This window comes from Halobacillus sp. B23F22_1 (assembly GCF_043497005.1).
In the GTDB taxonomy this organism is placed as follows: Bacteria; Bacillota; Bacilli; order Bacillales; family Halobacillaceae; genus Halobacillus_A.
Window position 1 is genome coordinate 678342 of record NZ_JBIEKE010000002.1, and the last position, 17051, is coordinate 695392.

19 protein-coding genes are annotated in these 17051 nt (G+C 39.7%); all 19 read right to left on the reverse strand.

What is annotated here, in order from left to right; genetic code table 11:
• Positions 1–16 precede the first annotated feature (16 nt).
• The 19 genes from flgG to topA all read right to left on the reverse strand — a co-directional run bounded on the left by flgG (position 17) and on the right by topA (position 16896).
• Positions 17–961 carry a flagellar basal body rod protein FlgG gene (gene flgG / locus ACGTNH_RS11250; RefSeq protein ID WP_394586900.1) on the reverse strand — a complete coding sequence of 315 codons (945 nt, stop codon included), beginning with the start codon at positions 959–961 and terminating at the stop codon, positions 17–19.
• Between the two features lie 82 nt (positions 962–1043).
• Positions 1044–1268: a TIGR02530 family flagellar biosynthesis protein gene (locus ACGTNH_RS11255; protein ID WP_394586901.1), complete on the reverse strand. Its 225-nt coding sequence runs from the start codon at positions 1266–1268 to the stop codon at positions 1044–1046.
• Complete coding sequence (locus tag ACGTNH_RS11260) at positions 1265–1408, reverse strand: hypothetical protein (RefSeq protein WP_394586902.1); 144 nt, start codon at positions 1406–1408, stop codon at positions 1265–1267. Before ACGTNH_RS11260 ends, ACGTNH_RS11255 begins: the two co-directional genes overlap by 4 nt.
• A gap of 15 nt (positions 1409–1423) precedes the next feature.
• Positions 1424–1864 (reverse strand): flagellar hook assembly protein FlgD, encoded by a 441-nt coding sequence (gene flgD, locus ACGTNH_RS11265; RefSeq protein WP_394586903.1) that lies wholly within the window; start codon positions 1862–1864, stop codon positions 1424–1426.
• A gap of 9 nt (positions 1865–1873) precedes the next feature.
• Positions 1874–3274, reverse strand: coding sequence for a flagellar hook-length control protein FliK (locus ACGTNH_RS11270; protein ID WP_394587693.1), 1401 nt, complete (start codon positions 3272–3274; stop codon positions 1874–1876).
• A 46-nt stretch (positions 3275–3320) separates the two neighbouring features.
• Entirely contained in the window at positions 3321–3893 is a 573-nt protein-coding gene (locus ACGTNH_RS11275) for a MotE family protein (RefSeq protein WP_394586904.1), read from the reverse strand.
• 4 nt (positions 3894–3897) lie between these two features.
• Positions 3898–4347, reverse strand: a complete 450-nt coding sequence (fliJ, locus tag ACGTNH_RS11280) for a flagellar export protein FliJ (RefSeq protein ID WP_394586906.1) — start codon at positions 4345–4347, stop codon at positions 3898–3900.
• Positions 4348–4358: 11 nt separating this feature from the next.
• Positions 4359–5669 (reverse strand): flagellar protein export ATPase FliI, encoded by a 1311-nt coding sequence (fliI, locus tag ACGTNH_RS11285; RefSeq protein ID WP_394586908.1) that lies wholly within the window; start codon positions 5667–5669, stop codon positions 4359–4361.
• Positions 5662–6408, reverse strand: coding sequence for a flagellar assembly protein FliH (gene fliH / locus ACGTNH_RS11290; protein ID WP_394586909.1), 747 nt, complete (start codon positions 6406–6408; stop codon positions 5662–5664). The genes fliI and fliH overlap by 8 nt, the downstream gene beginning before the upstream one ends.
• Positions 6401–7414, reverse strand: coding sequence for a flagellar motor switch protein FliG (gene fliG, locus ACGTNH_RS11295; protein ID WP_394586911.1), 1014 nt, complete (start codon positions 7412–7414; stop codon positions 6401–6403). Before fliG ends, fliH begins: the two co-directional genes overlap by 8 nt.
• A 12-nt stretch (positions 7415–7426) precedes the next feature.
• Entirely contained in the window at positions 7427–9022 is a 1596-nt protein-coding gene (fliF, locus tag ACGTNH_RS11300; protein ID WP_394586913.1) for a flagellar basal-body MS-ring/collar protein FliF, read from the reverse strand.
• 62 nt (positions 9023–9084) lie between these two features.
• A complete protein-coding gene (fliE, locus tag ACGTNH_RS11305; protein WP_507161314.1) occupies positions 9085–9369 on the reverse strand; it encodes a flagellar hook-basal body complex protein FliE in 285 nt (94 codons plus the stop codon).
• 48 nt (positions 9370–9417) lie between these two features.
• Positions 9418–9876 (reverse strand): flagellar basal body rod protein FlgC, encoded by a 459-nt coding sequence (gene flgC, locus ACGTNH_RS11310; protein ID WP_394586915.1) that lies wholly within the window; start codon positions 9874–9876, stop codon positions 9418–9420.
• Positions 9877–9878: 2 nt separating this feature from the next.
• The gene (flgB, locus tag ACGTNH_RS11315) at positions 9879–10271 is read right to left on the reverse strand and encodes a flagellar basal body rod protein FlgB (protein WP_394586917.1); all 393 of its coding nucleotides are present in this window, start codon (positions 10269–10271) and stop codon (positions 9879–9881) included.
• Between the two features lie 595 nt (positions 10272–10866).
• Entirely contained in the window at positions 10867–11646 is a 780-nt protein-coding gene (gene codY, locus ACGTNH_RS11320; protein WP_394586918.1) for a GTP-sensing pleiotropic transcriptional regulator CodY, read from the reverse strand.
• A 21-nt stretch (positions 11647–11667) separates the two neighbouring features.
• Entirely contained in the window at positions 11668–13068 is a 1401-nt protein-coding gene (gene hslU / locus ACGTNH_RS11325) for an ATP-dependent protease ATPase subunit HslU (protein WP_394586919.1), read from the reverse strand.
• 12 nt (positions 13069–13080) lie between these two features.
• The gene (gene hslV / locus ACGTNH_RS11330) at positions 13081–13626 is read right to left on the reverse strand and encodes an ATP-dependent protease subunit HslV (protein WP_394586921.1); all 546 of its coding nucleotides are present in this window, start codon (positions 13624–13626) and stop codon (positions 13081–13083) included.
• Positions 13627–13638: 12 nt separating this feature from the next.
• Entirely contained in the window at positions 13639–14547 is a 909-nt protein-coding gene (gene xerC / locus ACGTNH_RS11335) for a tyrosine recombinase XerC (RefSeq protein ID WP_394586922.1), read from the reverse strand.
• Between the two features lie 273 nt (positions 14548–14820).
• Positions 14821–16896 carry a type I DNA topoisomerase gene (gene topA, locus ACGTNH_RS11340; protein ID WP_394586923.1) on the reverse strand — a complete coding sequence of 692 codons (2076 nt, stop codon included), beginning with the start codon at positions 16894–16896 and terminating at the stop codon, positions 14821–14823.
• Positions 16897–17051 lie beyond the last annotated feature (155 nt).

The following is a 17051-nucleotide window of genomic DNA, read 5'->3' on the forward strand; positions in this document are numbered from 1 at the left end:
CCTCCTCCCTCCTTTATTATCGTTTTAAGTTCGTAAGTTCCTGTAAAATTTCATCTGAGGTTGTAATAATTCTTGTGTTCGCCTGGAAGCCGCGCTGAGCAGTAATCATTTCAGTAAATGCTTCAGCTAAATCCACGTTCGACATTTCCAGAGAACCTGATACCATTTCTCCTGTACCATTTTGTCCGGCTGGCTGGAGATCGTTTAAGTTTGTCAGCACACCTTCTTCACCACCTGGCCCAACAAACAAACCTGCATTATCCGTATTTCGATACGTGCTTCCCCCTACTTTTTCTAAGCCTTCAGGGTTAGAGAAGTTTGCTAACCGAATTTGTCCAGCTGTTTGAGGGTTACCTCCTTCATCAACATAACCAACGGTGCCATCTGATTGAATGTTAAAACTTTGGGCGTTTTCCGGGATGGTTATGACTCCTGCTTCTCCTGAAGCCGTAGCAGGATCTGCCTCGGTATTATAGGATTCTCCAACAAGATATTTCCCGTCGGCATTAACAATGGCTCCTTCTTCATCTAAATAAAAGTTACCCGCCCTAGTAAAGCTTGTGTTTAAGTTAGCTAACCCTTCTGCACCAAATGTCTCATCTGTATTTATCGTCTCTCCATCACGACCCTCCGCAAGTACAAACATCCCATCACCTTCTATCGCTAAATCCAGTGGACGATCGGTCGTCTGCCTGTTTCCTTGTGTATGAATACTGTCGATTGATCCCATCTGAGAACCCAAACCAACTTGTGAAGGGTTAATCCCCCCGCGTACATTTCCTCCCGCGCCTTCAACCGCCCCTTGAGCACCCGCTACAGATTGACTCATCATATCCTGAAACGAAACTCTTCCTTTTTTAAATCCACTTGTGTTGACATTGGCAATATTGTTACCGATAGTATCGAGTGAAGTTTGGAAACCCTTCATTCCAGAAATTCCTGAATACATTGAACGTAGCATTACACGATCTCTCCTCCATTTTTATTTAAACTTACCTCTGTCGGTCGGTAAGCTGTTAAGGCTTCCCTTCGATGGGTCCGGCCTATTGGTCTAAAATAATTGTTCCATTAATATTCGTGAAAATGTGATCATTAGATTCATCTTTATTGAGCGCTGTGATTACCGTGTTATTCTTATTACTTACTACGAGCGCTGAATCTTTTAATACAACTAAAGAATCCGTTACACCTTTGGATTTCGCTTCATTAATTTTGTTGGTAATCTGGCTCCATTGCCTGTCGTTAATTGTTATGTCGCGTTCATTCATCCGTTTTTTGCATGCTTGCTTATCTGCAGACCGCTTGCTTCATCTAATGCTTGCTTAAATGAGACGTTAGGTTGTTTTGAAGCCTTCTTCGTCTGGGTAACAGGTAACGGTTGATGAAGCTGGTGTATCCGTGGATCCATAACCATTCCTACTTTCTATTCTTTTGCTTCGGTCACTTTCGTAATTTCATTGACAGATACTTTCTCTCCGTCTTCTAATAGTAAGAAAGCAGCTCCATCTTCTTGACTGACAGAGTTTACTTTTCCATCTTTATAACCGTCTACTGTTTCTGTCTTCTCATCGTATATTGGATAAGTTACTTCTTTACCGATCAACCCGCTATATTGGATGACAGGGATGGAACTTTGACTTTCCATAAATTTCTCCATTGTTGAAGACATATTTGTCATTTGTTCTAAACTTGAGAACTGAGCCATTTGTGAAACAAACTCTTTATCTTCCATAGGATCTAAGGGGTCCTGGTTTTGCAGCTGGGCCATCAATATTTTCAGAAAGTCATCTTTACCTAATTCATCACTTCCCGCTTTCTTAGAAGGCTGATTATTCAAGTAGTAAGAAGGATCAATACTTGTCATGCTCATCACCTACACTTTCTCGTTTACTAACAGTTCTTTAAAAGACAATTCTTCTCTTTCATCATCTGTTCCCTCAGATTCCTCATCATTTTGATTTTGGGAAGATGACTGTTCTTTGAAACCGTCAGCACTTTTTTCTTCCTGAGACAGCATCTGTTCACCTGTATTTAAGTCAGATTTCTCGATAACAACTTGTTGAGGAGAAAACAAATGACGAAGTTGATTCATGTTACTCTCTAACATGTCTTTAGCGGCAGAGGTAGAAACCGTTATTTTCACGGCCATCTCACCATTCATGTGCAAGACCTTTACATTCATCTCACCTAATTGATGAGGTTTTAAACGAATGTTCATTTCCGATTGCCCGCTTCCGTTTTGGAACAAGCGGCTGGACTTGATCAATTGCTCAAACTGCTCCATAAACTGCTGCTGCATAGCGGACTGAGAATTAGTTTGGTTGACATGAATCGCATATTGTTCTAATTTACTCATCGATGTATGTATCCCTGCTCCATTGGAATAATTTACAGTTTCACTCACCGCTGTGTTCGAAAGAAATTGTGCTGCCCACTTCGCAACATCTTTACTTCGTACAGTCGAATGCTGCTGGTAAGGCATAGAATTACGATCGGAAAAGTTTTTCACTAAGTGTGCAAAAAGCTGTTGTTGTTCACTAGTCCCTTGTTTGCTAAATTTCGTCAAGGTTTCTTGAAAAGAGCTTTGATCCTTCACTTGTTTGTTCAGCTTAGTCACTTGCTCTAACAGCTGAGTTAATTGCATCATTGCTCTTTGATCCACAACATCCGGCTTGGCAGCGTTCTTGTCAGACGATGCATTTAAAAGCTGAGTGGACAGGCGATCAAAATTATTCCATAGAATTTCAGCCTGGTCTTCGAGCGCTGCTTGCGAATTTACCGTTTGCCCAGCTTGTTGACTCATATTTATTGAAGAGACCCTCATATTAAAAATAAAGCTATCTTTCTTATTGGGTGATTTTTTATCCAGCTGCTCAGTTACGTGTTGAAGAGCACTTATAAAATTTGTTTGACTGGTTTGATTTAATTCTAGAAACTCACTCTCTTCCATTTGAAACAATGATTGAACCTCTTCGGGCATTCCTGCTTCCACCCAGGTCGCTAAATTTGCTTCACTTATTCCTTCAATGATCTTATCGACTTCCTCCGAGGATACTTCCATCTCTTTTCCTTCGATCGTCACACCTGCCTGCTCCAGCTTCGTTTTAATTTGAGATAATAAGGTTCTTAAATTGAACGGCTGTGTGGTCTCCTCTTTTAACAAGCCTTCCAGTGTCTCCATAAACGCACGGTGGTCGTCCTTTTGCTTTGTTTTTCCATTCGTTGAGAAATCCGGCATTTCTTTAGGCATGGATGAAAACAACTGTGCCATCATTTCCACGTTCATTTCACCTCCTTTCAATCTTTACAAACAAAAGTCATTAACGGGAGCCCGTGATTAAGCCTGTCAGCTCAGCAGCCGTTTCAGCATCCATCACACCTAGAATAGCTCCACGCTGATCGCTTTTGATCTTTTCAAGTAATTCTATCGCTAACGTCTCGTCCATGTTTTCTATGATAGGAGCGGCTTCCTCTTCATCCATTTCTTGAAAAGACCTGGCCATTTCTGCAACTCGGTCAGTATTTTCTTCACTCGCGTCTTCCGCCGCCGAATCTAATCTAGCTTCCAGCTTCTCAATGGTTTGATTTAATTCCTCAATCGTAGCCTTTTTATCATTATTTTCAGACTCTAACTGCTCAATTTCCGAATCGTTTTCAGAGATGACAGCTTCTAATCGATCAGTCTCCCGCCGGGCATCTTTCTCTTCTGTCGTTGAAACCCATTGAGACAATAGGGGGGTTTTACTAGCCACATCTTCTGCTTTCTGAAATACATTCACCCCCATAAATATAAGAACTACGAGGAGCAGGGTTAACGCAAAAACCGTCGGAACAACGATAACAAGAAAAAACCATTGCACGGGGTTATGATTGTTTTCTTTTTTCTTCGCCATACGATCACCTGTTTTTATAGTTTAGAAACTGTCTTGTAGATAATTCATCCATAGATTTGTTCTCTTCACCTTTCAACCAATCTTTGTGTCTCTGGAGACGCCTATCTATTAAACTGTCGAATTTCTTTACTTCAATATGCGCGGAAGAGAGATGATCATGAGCATTTTCCATATCATTTCTAGCTTGCTGTACCAAGGGTTGAAGCTTATTTATCTGCTTGTCCAGCTGATCTATAAAATGCTCGTGTTGAATGAAAGTCTGAGCCTTTACGGTTTGCAATTTTAACTGCTCATTGAATTGATCTTCTGCTGTTTCTTTTCTTTTTAATAGATCATATAAATCAGTGGCTACTGTTTGAAAATGATCCACTTGCTCTTGGTAGTTTTTCTGCTTTTCTTTTTTTTCACGTTCTTGTAAATCTTTGATCTTATAAAAGGTTTGTAGGGTTGTCACTAGTTAACCTCCTAAGCTAATAACTGGGATAACGTTATAACGGACTCTTGAAAAGTAGACTTTTCATTGACGTCTTGTTTTAAAAACTTAATAATTGCGGGATGATAGTGAATTGCCTCATCAACCTCTCTGCTGCTGCCTCGCTTGTAAGCTCCGATTTGAATAAGTTCGCTATTATCTTCATATGTAGCTAGTAACTGTCTCAATCGGTCAGCAGACTTTTTGTGCTTATCATCTACTACCTGGTTCATAACCCGGCTAATGGACTTTAAAATATTAATAGCAGGAAACTGCCCCTGTTCAGCTAATTTACGATCTAACACAATATGACCGTCTAATATGCCTCGTACGGTATCGGATATTGGTTCATTTAAATCATCACCATCTACAAGTACTGTGTAATAGGCAGTTATAGAACCAAGATGACTCTTACCTGTTCGCTCCAAAAGCTTAGGCAGTGCAGCAAATACAGAGGGTGTATAGCCTTTTGTCGTTGGAGGCTCACCAGCAGCTAAGCCAATCTCACGCTGTGCCATCGCAAATCTTGTAATAGAATCCATTAATAAGTTCACGTTATAGCCGCGTTCTCTAAAATACTCACTAATAGCTGTAGCTGTATAGGCTCCTTTTACTCTCATAAGAGCAGGCTGATCCGAGGTAGCAACGACGACAATCGAACGTTTCAACCCCTCTTTCCCGAGATCGTTTTCAATAAATTCTCTGACTTCACGTCCGCGCTCACCAATGAGTGCAATAACATTAATATCCGCTGAACTATTGCGTGACATCATTCCTAACAGCGTACTCTTTCCCACACCGCTTCCGGCAAATATACCTATTCGTTGTCCCTCTCCTATAGTTAACAGCGTATCAATTGCTCTAACACCTACTTGTATAGGTTTTGAAATGGGAGGCCGCGTTAAGGGGTTAGGCGGGGACTGCTCTGTCGGATACGTTTTCAATCCTTTTGGGAGGTCATCCTCGCTCAATAATTGCCCCATTGGGTTAATCACCTGCCCAATTAATCCCATACCGGCTTTTATTTGAAGCGGTTCTTTGGTCGCTTCTACTAAACTGCCTGGTCCAATATCCGTTAACTCGGAATATGGCATAAGCAAGAGCTTCTCTTCTTGAAAGCCGATAACTTCTGCCGCTATTTTCTTGGCACGCGGGGAAGAAGGCGTGTGGATATAACAAACGTCTCCTATGCTTGCTTCCGGTCCTTTCGACTCCACCATCAGACCAATGACCCTTGAAATTTTCCCAAATCTTTTATATGGATCAGCCTTTTGAATGGCTTGTAATAAAAGCTCTTTATTCATCTGCTTTCTCCTCTTGAACGATTTGGTCCAGCTTCCGTCTTAACTCTGTGAGCTGAGATCCGAGTCCGGCATCTATTTGACCAAAAGAAGATTCAATGATACAGCCATGCTTCTCTACCGTTTCCTTTATAATGATATGAAGCGACGATTGGAACTCCATGATCGCTTCTAATTCTGCTTTTTGAGCATGAATGGTTGGATAATCATCCGGGTGGACATATACTTTAATCTCCGGTTGGTTCTTAACATCCTCAACCGCCTTTTTCACTACATGGATAAAGCTGGCTTCATTCATTTGTAATTCCTTACCAAGTATTTTTTCAGCACAGGCCGCTGCAATCTCTACAATTGCTTCTTCACTCGAACTTACTTTTTGTAAATAATTATCGTTGGCTAATTTGATCAGTTCGTTCACTTCATCAATTTTTTGACTGTATGTATGGGCGCCTAGTTCTTCGCCGCTTTTATATCCAGCTTGAAACCCATTTTCTTCTGCTTCTTTGATTAGTCTTTCTTTTTCCTTATTCCATGATTCTTTTTCCTGTTCAATCTCTTTTCTGGCTTGTTGTAAGATATCATTTGATTTTTCTTCAGCAGCTTTTAATGTAGCTTCAGCTTCTAGCAGCAGCTCATTGGCACTATATTCTTGATGCTTTTTTAAAACCTCGTCTTTTTCTTTTTGCACGTGTAGAGGCTTAATTTGAATGAGTCGTTTTTCGTGAAGGTTCTTCTTAAACAATAATGTCCTCACCTCCACCCCTGGCAATTACAATTTCTCCTACGTCCTCTAATCTTCTAATACTGCCGACAACTCTTGTCTGCGCTTCTTCTACATCACGCAGGCGTACAGGCCCCATAATTTCCATTTCTTCTTTAAACGTTTCAGACATTCTCTCGGACATATTATTAAATACTAAGTCTTTCACTTCATCACTGGAGACTTTCAGTGACAGACGAAGATCATCATTATCCACTTCTCTTATCACCCTTTGTATGGCTCGGTTATCCAACGTAACGATGTCTTCAAATACAAACATTCGTTTCTTAATTTCCTCTGCCAATTCTGGGTCTTGAATCTCTAATGCATCTAAAATCGTACGCTCTGTACTCCTGTCCACTCCGTTTAAAACCTCAACAACTGCCTGAATGCCACCCGTATCTGTATAATCTTGCGTGACTGTTGTAGAAAGCTTTTTCTCTAGAATTCTTTCCACCTGACTAATGATCTCTGGTGAAGTCGAATCCATTGTAGCAATACGTCTTGCAATATCCGCCTGTAACTCTTGGGGCAGCTCTGAGAGAATCTGTCCAGACTGAGCTGCATCCAGATAAGAAAGGACAAGTGCGATAGTCTGAGGATGTTCGTTTTGTATGAAATTTAAGATTTGATTAGGGTCCGCTTTACGGGCAAAATCAAACGGCTTCACTTGTAATGAAGAAGTTAGTCTTCCGATAATATTGGAAGCTTCTTCCTCTCCTAATGCCTTCTCCAGTACTGTTTTGGCATACCCTATTCCGCCTTGAGAAATATAGTCCTGCGCAAGCGCTATTTGATGAAATTGTTCAAGAATTTCTTCCTTTTGCTTAGCTTCTACTTTCTGGACCGACGATATCTCTAATGTTAATTGTTCCATTTCTTCTTCTGTTAAATGTTTATAAACTTGAGCGGCTACATCAGGGCCGAGAGAGATGAGCAGAAGGGCTGCCTTCTGCTTTCCTGATAACCTTGCTTGTTGATAGGCCATTTAGGTCCCTCCTTAATCTTCAGCGATCCATGAACGCAGTAATTTCGCGAAGTCTTCTGGTTTCTCTTTCGCCATGCGTTCAAGCTGTTTTCTTCTAACCGTTGAATCATCCTCTTTTTCCTCAATCTCGGGTACAGCTTTAGGTTTTTCTTCAATGATTTCTTCAAAAATCGTCTCTTCTTCCTCTACTTTTCTGCGTTTCAACAGTCTCCATCCTAAAAAGACGATCAAAAGTAGTAATATCCCGCCTGTTAGATAAACCCATAGAGGGATTCCTTCAGATGAAGGAGTCCTTTGAGTCTTTCCTTCAAACTCTTGAAATACGATAGAAGCTTTATCCGCTGTATCAATTTCTTGCTCATAGCTTCCATCAATAGATGTTGTAATCATTGAATCAACCATCGACTGTATACTTTCTTCAACAGTGTTTTGTTCTTGCTGGGACAGCATTTCAATTTCACCTTGTTCGTTTTCCCCTTTTGTAGAATCTATTGCTACTTGTATCCCAAGATCTCTGACTTTAAAAGGGCTTTCCTGAATGTTGCGCTGCATTCGGTTAAACTCATTGTTGACGGTTTCTTTAGACATTTCATAGTCTCCACTGCCTTCCCCGTCTTCAGCTTCATACCCAGGTACATCTTCTTCACCTGTACCAGAGGTACCCCCTACAGGAGTCCCTCCCTCGTAAGCTTCTTCAATTCGCTCAACACTTACAGGAAGACCTTCCATAGTTTCCTCATCGACAGGCTCCACCAAATCTTCCGTGCGGTTTTCTTGTGTAAAATCAATGTCAGCAGTTACAGAAGCTACGACCTTGTCCTGGCCGACCATCGTGCCGAGCATTTTTTGTAAACGCTGCTGAATATCTCTCTCTATATCTTCTTTTACGCCTTGCTGATATGTATAAGCGTCTGAACTATTTGCATTTTCTGAATTATTTATGTCAAAATAGTTGAAATTTTGATCCATAATGACGATATCATCTTTAGAAAGGTTAGGAACGGACTTTGAAGCTAAGTTATATAGGGTTTCAACTTGATCGTTTTGAATATCATGGCCAGGCTCTACATTCAAAACAATGGAAGCAGAAGCTGCTTGATTTGTGTCTGAAACAAATACTTCTTCTTCAGGAACGTTAATCATTACGTCTGCCCCTTCAATGCCAGAAATCCCTGTCATTAAACTAGCAAGTTCCGATTGCATGGCATCTACCTTAATAACGTCAAATTCATTATCTGTCATACCCCAGGAAACATTATCACTAAAAAAACCATAATCAATATTCCCACTGTCTGGAATACCAGCAGCCGCTAAATCAACGATTAACGACTCAGCCTGGGCTTCAGGAACATGAACAGTAGTACCACCGGAATCCAACTCATAAGCGATCCCTCTAGCATCCAATTCTTCCTTTACCTGTCCGACCTCCTGCAGAGATAAATCACGATACAAAGGAACCATATTGGAATTGGTGGCGAAAATGCTCGCGATTGAAACTAATAATATAAACGCTGAAACAGTCCCTATGATCAGACCTTTTTGTTTATTACTTCGTTCATCCCAAAACGAAGTTGCTTTACTTTTATAAATTTTAAATTTTTCTTTCATAATTGCCCCCACAAAAAGCACAATATTCGAGAACATGTATAGCAACTAAATCAATAGTGACGTTATACTTGCATTCTCATAATTTCCTTGTAAGCATCGACTACCTTATTTCGTATTTCAATGGAAGTTTGAGTGGTAATGCTGGCTTTTTCAGATGCAATCATTACCTCATGTAAATCTTCAACTTCACCATTCGCTAAAGCCTTAGTCATATTATCAGAGGCTTTGTTAGCGTTGTTTACATTTTCTACTGCTGTTTTTAAATGATCTGCAAATTGAGAATGCGCCTCTGCAGGACTGTTTAACTTTGTTGCCGTCTGATCCAAAGTCTGCTCCAAAGTCTGCATTTGCTTATTGGATATTGGAGTGGTATTTATCATCTGTCTGCCTCCTAATTATTTACCAATTTCGAGTGCCTTCATCAGCATGCCTTTTGAAGCATTCATAGACGTTACATTTGCTTCATAAGATCTGGTGGCACTCATCATATCTACGGTTTCTTTCAACGGATCTACATTCGGCATTTGTACATAGCCTTCCTCATTAGCATCTGGATGATTTGGATTATAAGCTTGCTTAAATGGCTCCTCATCATCGAGTATTTCAGTAGCTTTTACCCCATTTTCACCAGTAGAAGAAGAGCCAGCCTGGGCTTTTTCTAAGAACGAGCTAAAGGACTGGTCTTTTGGTTGAAATTCAACCATTTTTCTTCGGTAAGGTTCCCACTCCCCATTTTCATTAACTGTAGCGCGAGTAGAGTCTGCATTTGCCATATTTGATGAAGCCGTGTCCATGCGAAGGCGTTGTGCTGTTAATCCACTGGCACTGGCATTCATGGAATTAAAAATACTCATGCTTAGTTCCCTCCCTTAATTACACTTTCCAGACTGTTGAATTTGCCGCTTAATCGATCCACGAGAGCTTGGTATTGAATTTGATTTTTTGCGAGGTCGTTCATCTCTTTATCGATGTCGACATTGTTTCCGTTGTGATTGTATGTAGTACCTTCCTTACGAATCATTTTAACTTGACTGTTATCAGCAGTACTAAACGGTAGATGTTTTTCATTGGTTCGATTCGCTTGCAATCCGTTCATTTCCCCAGCTAATATTTCCTTAAAAACAACATCTTTAGATTTATAGCCAGGAGTGTCCACGTTTGCTATGTTATCGGAAATGGCTGCATTTTTTTTGGTAGAGAAGTTTAAAGAGTTCTCCAACGTGGTAAATGTATCACTAAATAGATTCAATTCATTCCCTCCGTAACTTCTAAATTCTTTTGACAAACGAAGAAACATTAGTTAAATAAAAATTGTACAACCTATCTATTCTCAGTTTGTTGATTTGTCTTTTTTAAAAATAAAGGATAGTTTAGACCTGGGTACAAAGTTTAGTTTTGTCGGTAATTATTTCTATTTGTCGAAAAAACTACTATAAAGAACATTATTACACAATTATGCAGTAAAATAAATTAGATTTTTAAACATATTAAAAAAGCTACAAAAGAATGATTATTGTAGCCTTTTTTCTCTGTATTTTTACATTTAATCCCACTTTTTTAGGACTTACCTAACAAAAATAAAAAAACAGGATATAAGTACATTAATAAACCTTTATACGTATAAACACAGACCATTAGAATAGCCTAATTTTGAAGCTGCCTGTCGGACAGTGCGCTGAATATCCTTCAGAAAAGCTCCCTTTGCTTTGGGAGGAATATGAAACATTGCCAGAGGTATAGCCAAATGTTTAATAGTTTTTTAAAACCTAAATAATCCGAACTGATTCTCTAAGAGAATCAGTTCGGATTATTTTTTTGCTTTATCCAGTTGTCACAGTCTATTATTAATTGGCGCGTAACTTTTGCAATTCTACAAGAAAATTACTGTTTAATACTTTAATATACGTACCTTTCATTCCCAGAGAACGTGATTCTATAACTCCTGCACTTTCTAATTTACGAAGAGCATTTACAATTACAGAACGCGTGATACCTACTCTATCTGCAATCTTACTGGCAACAAGAAGTCCTTCGTTTCCTTCCAGCTCTTCAAATATATGTTCAATCGCTTCTAATTCACTATAAGACAATGAACTAATCGCCATTTGAACTACTGCTTTATTACGAGCTTCCTGCTCAATTTCTTCTGTTTTTTCATGTAGTATTTCCATACCTACAACTGTCGCACCGTACTCAGCTAAAAGAAGATCATCTTCGTTAAAGCTTTCATTTAAACGGCTGAGGATTAATGTGCCTAATCGCTGGCCTCCGCCGATTATAGGGACAATGGTTGTTAAACCCTCTTCAAACAGCTCTCTGTTCTCTACAGGAAAAGCCGTGTACTCACTATCGATATCAAGATTCGGAGTTGTCTCTTGAATATTAAATAAATTTTGAGTGTATTCCTGGGGGAAACGTCTCTCTGAAAGCATAGCCTTCATTCTTTCGTTTTCAATTTCCTGCTTAATTGCAAAACCCAGCAACTTACCTCTACGGCTTAATACAAATGTATTAGCCCCAATGACATCTCTTAAAGTAGCAGACATATCATTAAAGTCCACCGATTTCCCTGTTGTTTTCTGCAGCATTGCGTTAATTCTTCTTGCACGGTTTAATAATTCCATTGTTCTTCCTCCTTACAAATCTTAAAGTATAAATCTGCTTAAGTCTTTATTTTTAACAATTGTAGATAGTTTGCTCTCTACATATTGAGGGGTTATTTCAATCATTTCAAGAGTGACATCAGGTGCTTCAAAGGATAAGTCTTCCAGTAATTTTTCTAAGATTGTATGCAGACGGCGAGCTCCAATGTTATCTGTCTCCTGGTTTACCTCGTAAGCTATTTCAGCCAGTCTAGTTATAGCATCGTCAGAAAATTCAACCTTTATACCTTCTGTTTCAAGAAGTGCCTTATATTGTTTTAATAACGCATTGGAAGGCTCTACTAAAATATTTCGGAAATCTTCTACTGTTAACTTCTGCAATTCCACCCGGATCGGGAAGCGGCCTTGAAGTTCCGGAATCAAATCTGAAGGTTTTGCCATATGAAAGGCTCCGGCTGCGATGAACAAAATATGATCGGTTGAGACTGGTCCATATTTAGTGACAATCGTTGACCCTTCAATAATTGGAAGGATATCTCGCTGTACGCCCTCCCTGGAAACATTTGCCTGGTTTTCTCCCTTTGCAGCCACTTTATCAATTTCATCAATAAAGATCATTCCCGACTGCTCTACCTTTTCTACCGCTTCTTGGCCTACCTCATCCATATCTACTAACTTTTGAGCTTCTTCTTGAGTTAACACTTTTCTCGCTTTAGCTACGGTAAGTTTTCTTTTCTTCTTTTTCTTCGGCATAAATTGACTGAAAGCATCCTGCATATTCATGCCCATCTGTTCCATTCCCGAGCCCTGGAGCATATCAAACATAGAAGATTGCGATTCTTCGACTTCTACCGTCACCATATGGTCTTCAAGCTCTCCAAGATCCAATTGGTGTTGAATGCGGCTTCGCTTCGTTTCAACTTCTGCATCTTCATTCGATTGATCTGACGACGAGGTAGTCTCTTGGTCACCTTGTTGGAAAAGCATTTCAAAAGGGTTTTTCATTGTGTTGTTCTGCTTTTTCTTTGAGGGCACCAATAATTTCACTAGCCGCTTGTTGGCTTGCTCTTCCGCACGGTCTTTTACAGCTTCCATCTTTTCTTCTTTTACCATACGCACTGCCATTTCCACCAGGTCGCGAACCATTGATTCAACATCACGACCTACGTACCCTACTTCTGTAAATTTAGTAGCTTCTACCTTAACAAAAGGCGCACCTACAAGTTTAGCCAGTCTTCTGGCAACCTCTGTCTTACCGACACCAGTAGGACCCATCATTAAAATGTTTTTAGGAACGACTTCATGCTTTAAATCATCGGTCAGCTGCATGCGACGGTATCGATTTCGCAGGGCTACTGCTACTGATCGTTTCGCATCTGTCTGGCCTATGATATATTGATCCAATCGCTCAACAATTTGTTTAGGTGTTAATTTAATGGACACGGTGCAGACCTCCTATTCCAAAACCTCTAACGTAATATGATTATTCGTAAACACGCAAATTTCTCCAGCTATTTCCAAGGAAGCACGAGCGATATCTTCAGCTGACTGTTCAGATGAATATCTTTTTAATGCGCGGCCTGCACTAAGAGCATAGTTTCCTCCTGAACCAATAGCTAAAATTCCATCGTCAGGTTCTATAACTTCTCCAGTGCCTGACACTAAAAACATTTTATCCTTATTCATGACAATTAACATTGCTTCAAGCTTACGTAGAACAGTATCACTGCGCCATTCTTTTGCCAGTTCTACCGAAGCTCTCGCTAAGTTTCCATCATATGCTTCCAGTTTGGCTTCGAATTTTTCAAAGAGTGTAAATGCATCGGCTACAGAGCCCGCAAATCCAGCCAATACTTCATCATTAAATAATTTTCGTACTTTAACGGCTTTATGCTTCATGACCACTTGATTGCCAAGAGTCACTTGACCGTCTCCACTCATCGCAGCTTTGCCTTTATGCTGGACAGCGAATATTGTTGTTGCATGAAATTGACGATCCATTCCATCACCTCTTCATTTATTAGCGCGAGGATGACTATTCATATATACATGACGGAGTCGATCCTTCGTAACGTGCGTGTAGATTTGTGTAGAAGATAAATGTTCGTGCCCCAGTAACTCCTGTACAGAGCGCAAGTCTGCACCTTCATTAAGCAGATGAGTTGCAAATGTATGTCTAAGCTTATGGGGATGGATATCTACTGTTAAAGCTGCGTCCTCTACCATTTTATTCAAAATCGTTCGAATGCCTCTGGCTGTTAACGGCCCTCCTCGAGCATTAAGAAAGACACGGGAAGTTCCTTCTGATTTTTCACTCTGAAGTTTGGGACGCCCTTCTTGTAAGTATGTTGTTAAAGCGTCAAAGGCAAACTGGCCGAAAGGGACATATCTCTCTTTTCGCCCCTTTCCTCTAACGAGAAGAGTGGATAAAGAAAAATCAATATCCCCTAGCTCTAACTGCTCGCACTCACTCACACGCATACCTGTTCCATATAACAGCTCAATCAAGGCTTGATTACGCTGCCCTAATGGGGTCGTCACATCGCTTACCTCAAATAAGTATTTAATTTCCTCTTCATAAAAAAATTGCGGAATTGGATGTTCACTTTTAGGCATCCGCACATTAAGAAAAGGGTTTTGTTCTACTAATTTTTCTCTTTCTAAAAAACGGTAAAAGCTTCGTAAGCAGGATAGTTTTCGTGAAATGCTCCTCCTTGAAAGCTGCTTATTGTGAAGTTGTGATAAATAGACCCTGATGACAGAATAATCGACTTGCTTTAACGATTCCACGGATTCAGCTTTTAAAAAATCTTTAAAGTCTCGCAGGTCTTCCTTATAGTTTGTAATCGTTAAAGAAGAAGCGTTCTTCTCAATTTGTAAATATTCAACGAATAAATTTTTTTGACGTTCGATTTCGTTCATATTTCACCTCACAAAGCGTCTAAATTTTATCACACTATTCACTAAAATAACAATTCATTTAATGAAATTGTAATAACATTCTGAATTGTTCATGACTCACTTCTATTATTATACGGCTATTGAAGTAAAAAATAAACGATTACAAATAATTACTGTCAAGTATATATCCTTACCAAACCGTAATTATAGCTTTCCATAAGGACGGTGTCAAATATTTTCATAGCACGAGTCAATAAGAAAACCTGCGGCATATGCAGCGCAGGTTTCTTCCAGCTAAGATTGCTGTTCTTCTTTATAATCACATTCGGTACATTGGATTTGGGTGCCTTTTTTGGCTTTCTTCTCAACGAGTAGCGATTCACATTTCGGACAAGGACGTGAGATCGGTTTATCCCATGAAATAAAATCACATTCAGGATATTGATCACACCCGAAAAACTTGCGGTTTTTCTTACTCTTCCGTTCGACTACTTCGCCTTCTTTACACTTAGGACAAGTCACATCTATTTTCTTAAGAATAGGTTTGGTATTGCGGCAGTCTGGAAAGTTGGAGCAAGCGAGGAATTTTCCATACCGCCCCATCTTATATACCATTTCGTGGCCGCATTTTTCGCAATCTATGCCTGCGGGTTCATCTTTAATCTCTACGTGTTCCATCTCTTTTTCAGCTTTTTCAAGTCTAGGTTGAAAACCTTGATAAAATTGAGAGATTGTAGTTACCCAATCCTGCTTTCCTTCTTCAATTGAATCAAGGTCATCTTCCATTCCTTTTGTGAAATCCACATCAATGATTTCAGGAAAATATTCTTTTAATTGCTCCAGGACAATCTCACCAAGTTCAGTAGGCACAAATCGTTTATTATCCAGTGCCACATAACCTCTTCGCTGAATTGTATCCAGTGTAGGTGCATAGGTTGAAGGTCGGCCGATCCCCAGTTCCTCCAGTGTGCGTACGAGACGCGCTTCTGTATATCGTGGAGGCGGCTGCGTAAAGTGTTGATTAGGTTTAATAGCTTCTGCCTTTACGGTCATCCCTTCTTCAAGGCGTGGCAGCAGTTTGTCCTTTTCTTTTTTATTATCGTCGCGGCCTTCAATATAAACCTTCATAAATCCTTTAAACTTCACTTCTGAACCAGTTGCTCTAAACTCGACACCTTCATTATAGAGATGAACCGTCATTGTATCTAATACCGCTGGAGCCATTTGACTAGCAATAAATCTATCCCATATGAGTTTATACAGGCGGTATTGATCTCTAGATAATAAGCTCTTCATCGCTTTAGGGTCTCTGCTGGCTCCTGTTGGACGGATGGCTTCGTGAGCATCTTGAGCTCCACCTTGCTTCTTCTCACTACTGCTTTTCGTTAAATATTCTTTGCCGAAATTGTTTTCGATATAAGATTTTGCATCTTCTTTAGCTGAATTTGACAGCCTCGTGGAATCCGTACGCATATATGTGATTAAACCTGTAATTCCTTGTTTTCCTTTCAGGTCAATACCTTCATACAACTGTTGAGCTACCATCATCGTTTTCTTCGCTCGAAAGTTAAGCTTTCGAGCAGCTTCCTGCTGTAAAGAAGAGGTCGTAAATGGCTGAGAAGGGTTTCTTCTTCTTTCTCTCTTATTTACTTTTTCAATCGAAAACTGATCGCCATTCATTTTGTTCTGTATTTCTTTGACATCTTCTTCTGTATTAAGTTCTTTTTTCTTCCCATCTACTCCATAGAAAGAGCCTTCAAATTTTTCTTTATCTTTTAAGAAATCTGCATCGATCGTCCAATATTCTTCTGGTTCGAATTTTTTAATTTCATTTTCACGATCAATTATGATTTTTACAGCAACCGACTGCACACGTCCTGCACTTAGTCCTTTTTTCACTTTTTTCCATAGAATCGGACTTATGTTATAACCAACCAGACGATCAAGTACACGTCTCGCCTGCTGAGCATCTACTAAGTCAGAATCAATGGTCCGGGGCTGTTTAAAGGAATCTTTAATCGCATCTTTAGTTATTTCGTTAAATACGACCCGGCATTCTGATTTTTGATCAATATCTAAACTATGAGCTAAGTGCCACGCGATTGCTTCCCCTTCGCGGTCGGGGTCGGCAGCAAGATACACACGTTTTGCTTTTTTAGCTGCTGTTTTTAATTCTTTTAATACTGGTCCTTTTCCTCTTATTGTAATGTATTTAGGTTCAAATTCATTTTTAACATCAACACCCATTTGACTTCTAGGTAAGTCTCTTATGTGTCCTAATGATGCTTTTACTTTGTATTTCTTTCCAAGGTATCGTTCAATCGTCTTTGCTTTAGCTGGAGATTCAACGATTACAAGATAATCTGCCATGTAGTTTCCTCCCATAGAGGTTTTTCTGTTTTATTATATATATCACAAATCTTCCCTATTATTAAATAGAATGAAACCGTTTGTCAAACTTACCTCATTATTTTATTCTTTCCATTGCAGGCTTTATCCCTCTTAAAAACTGTTTTAATTAATTT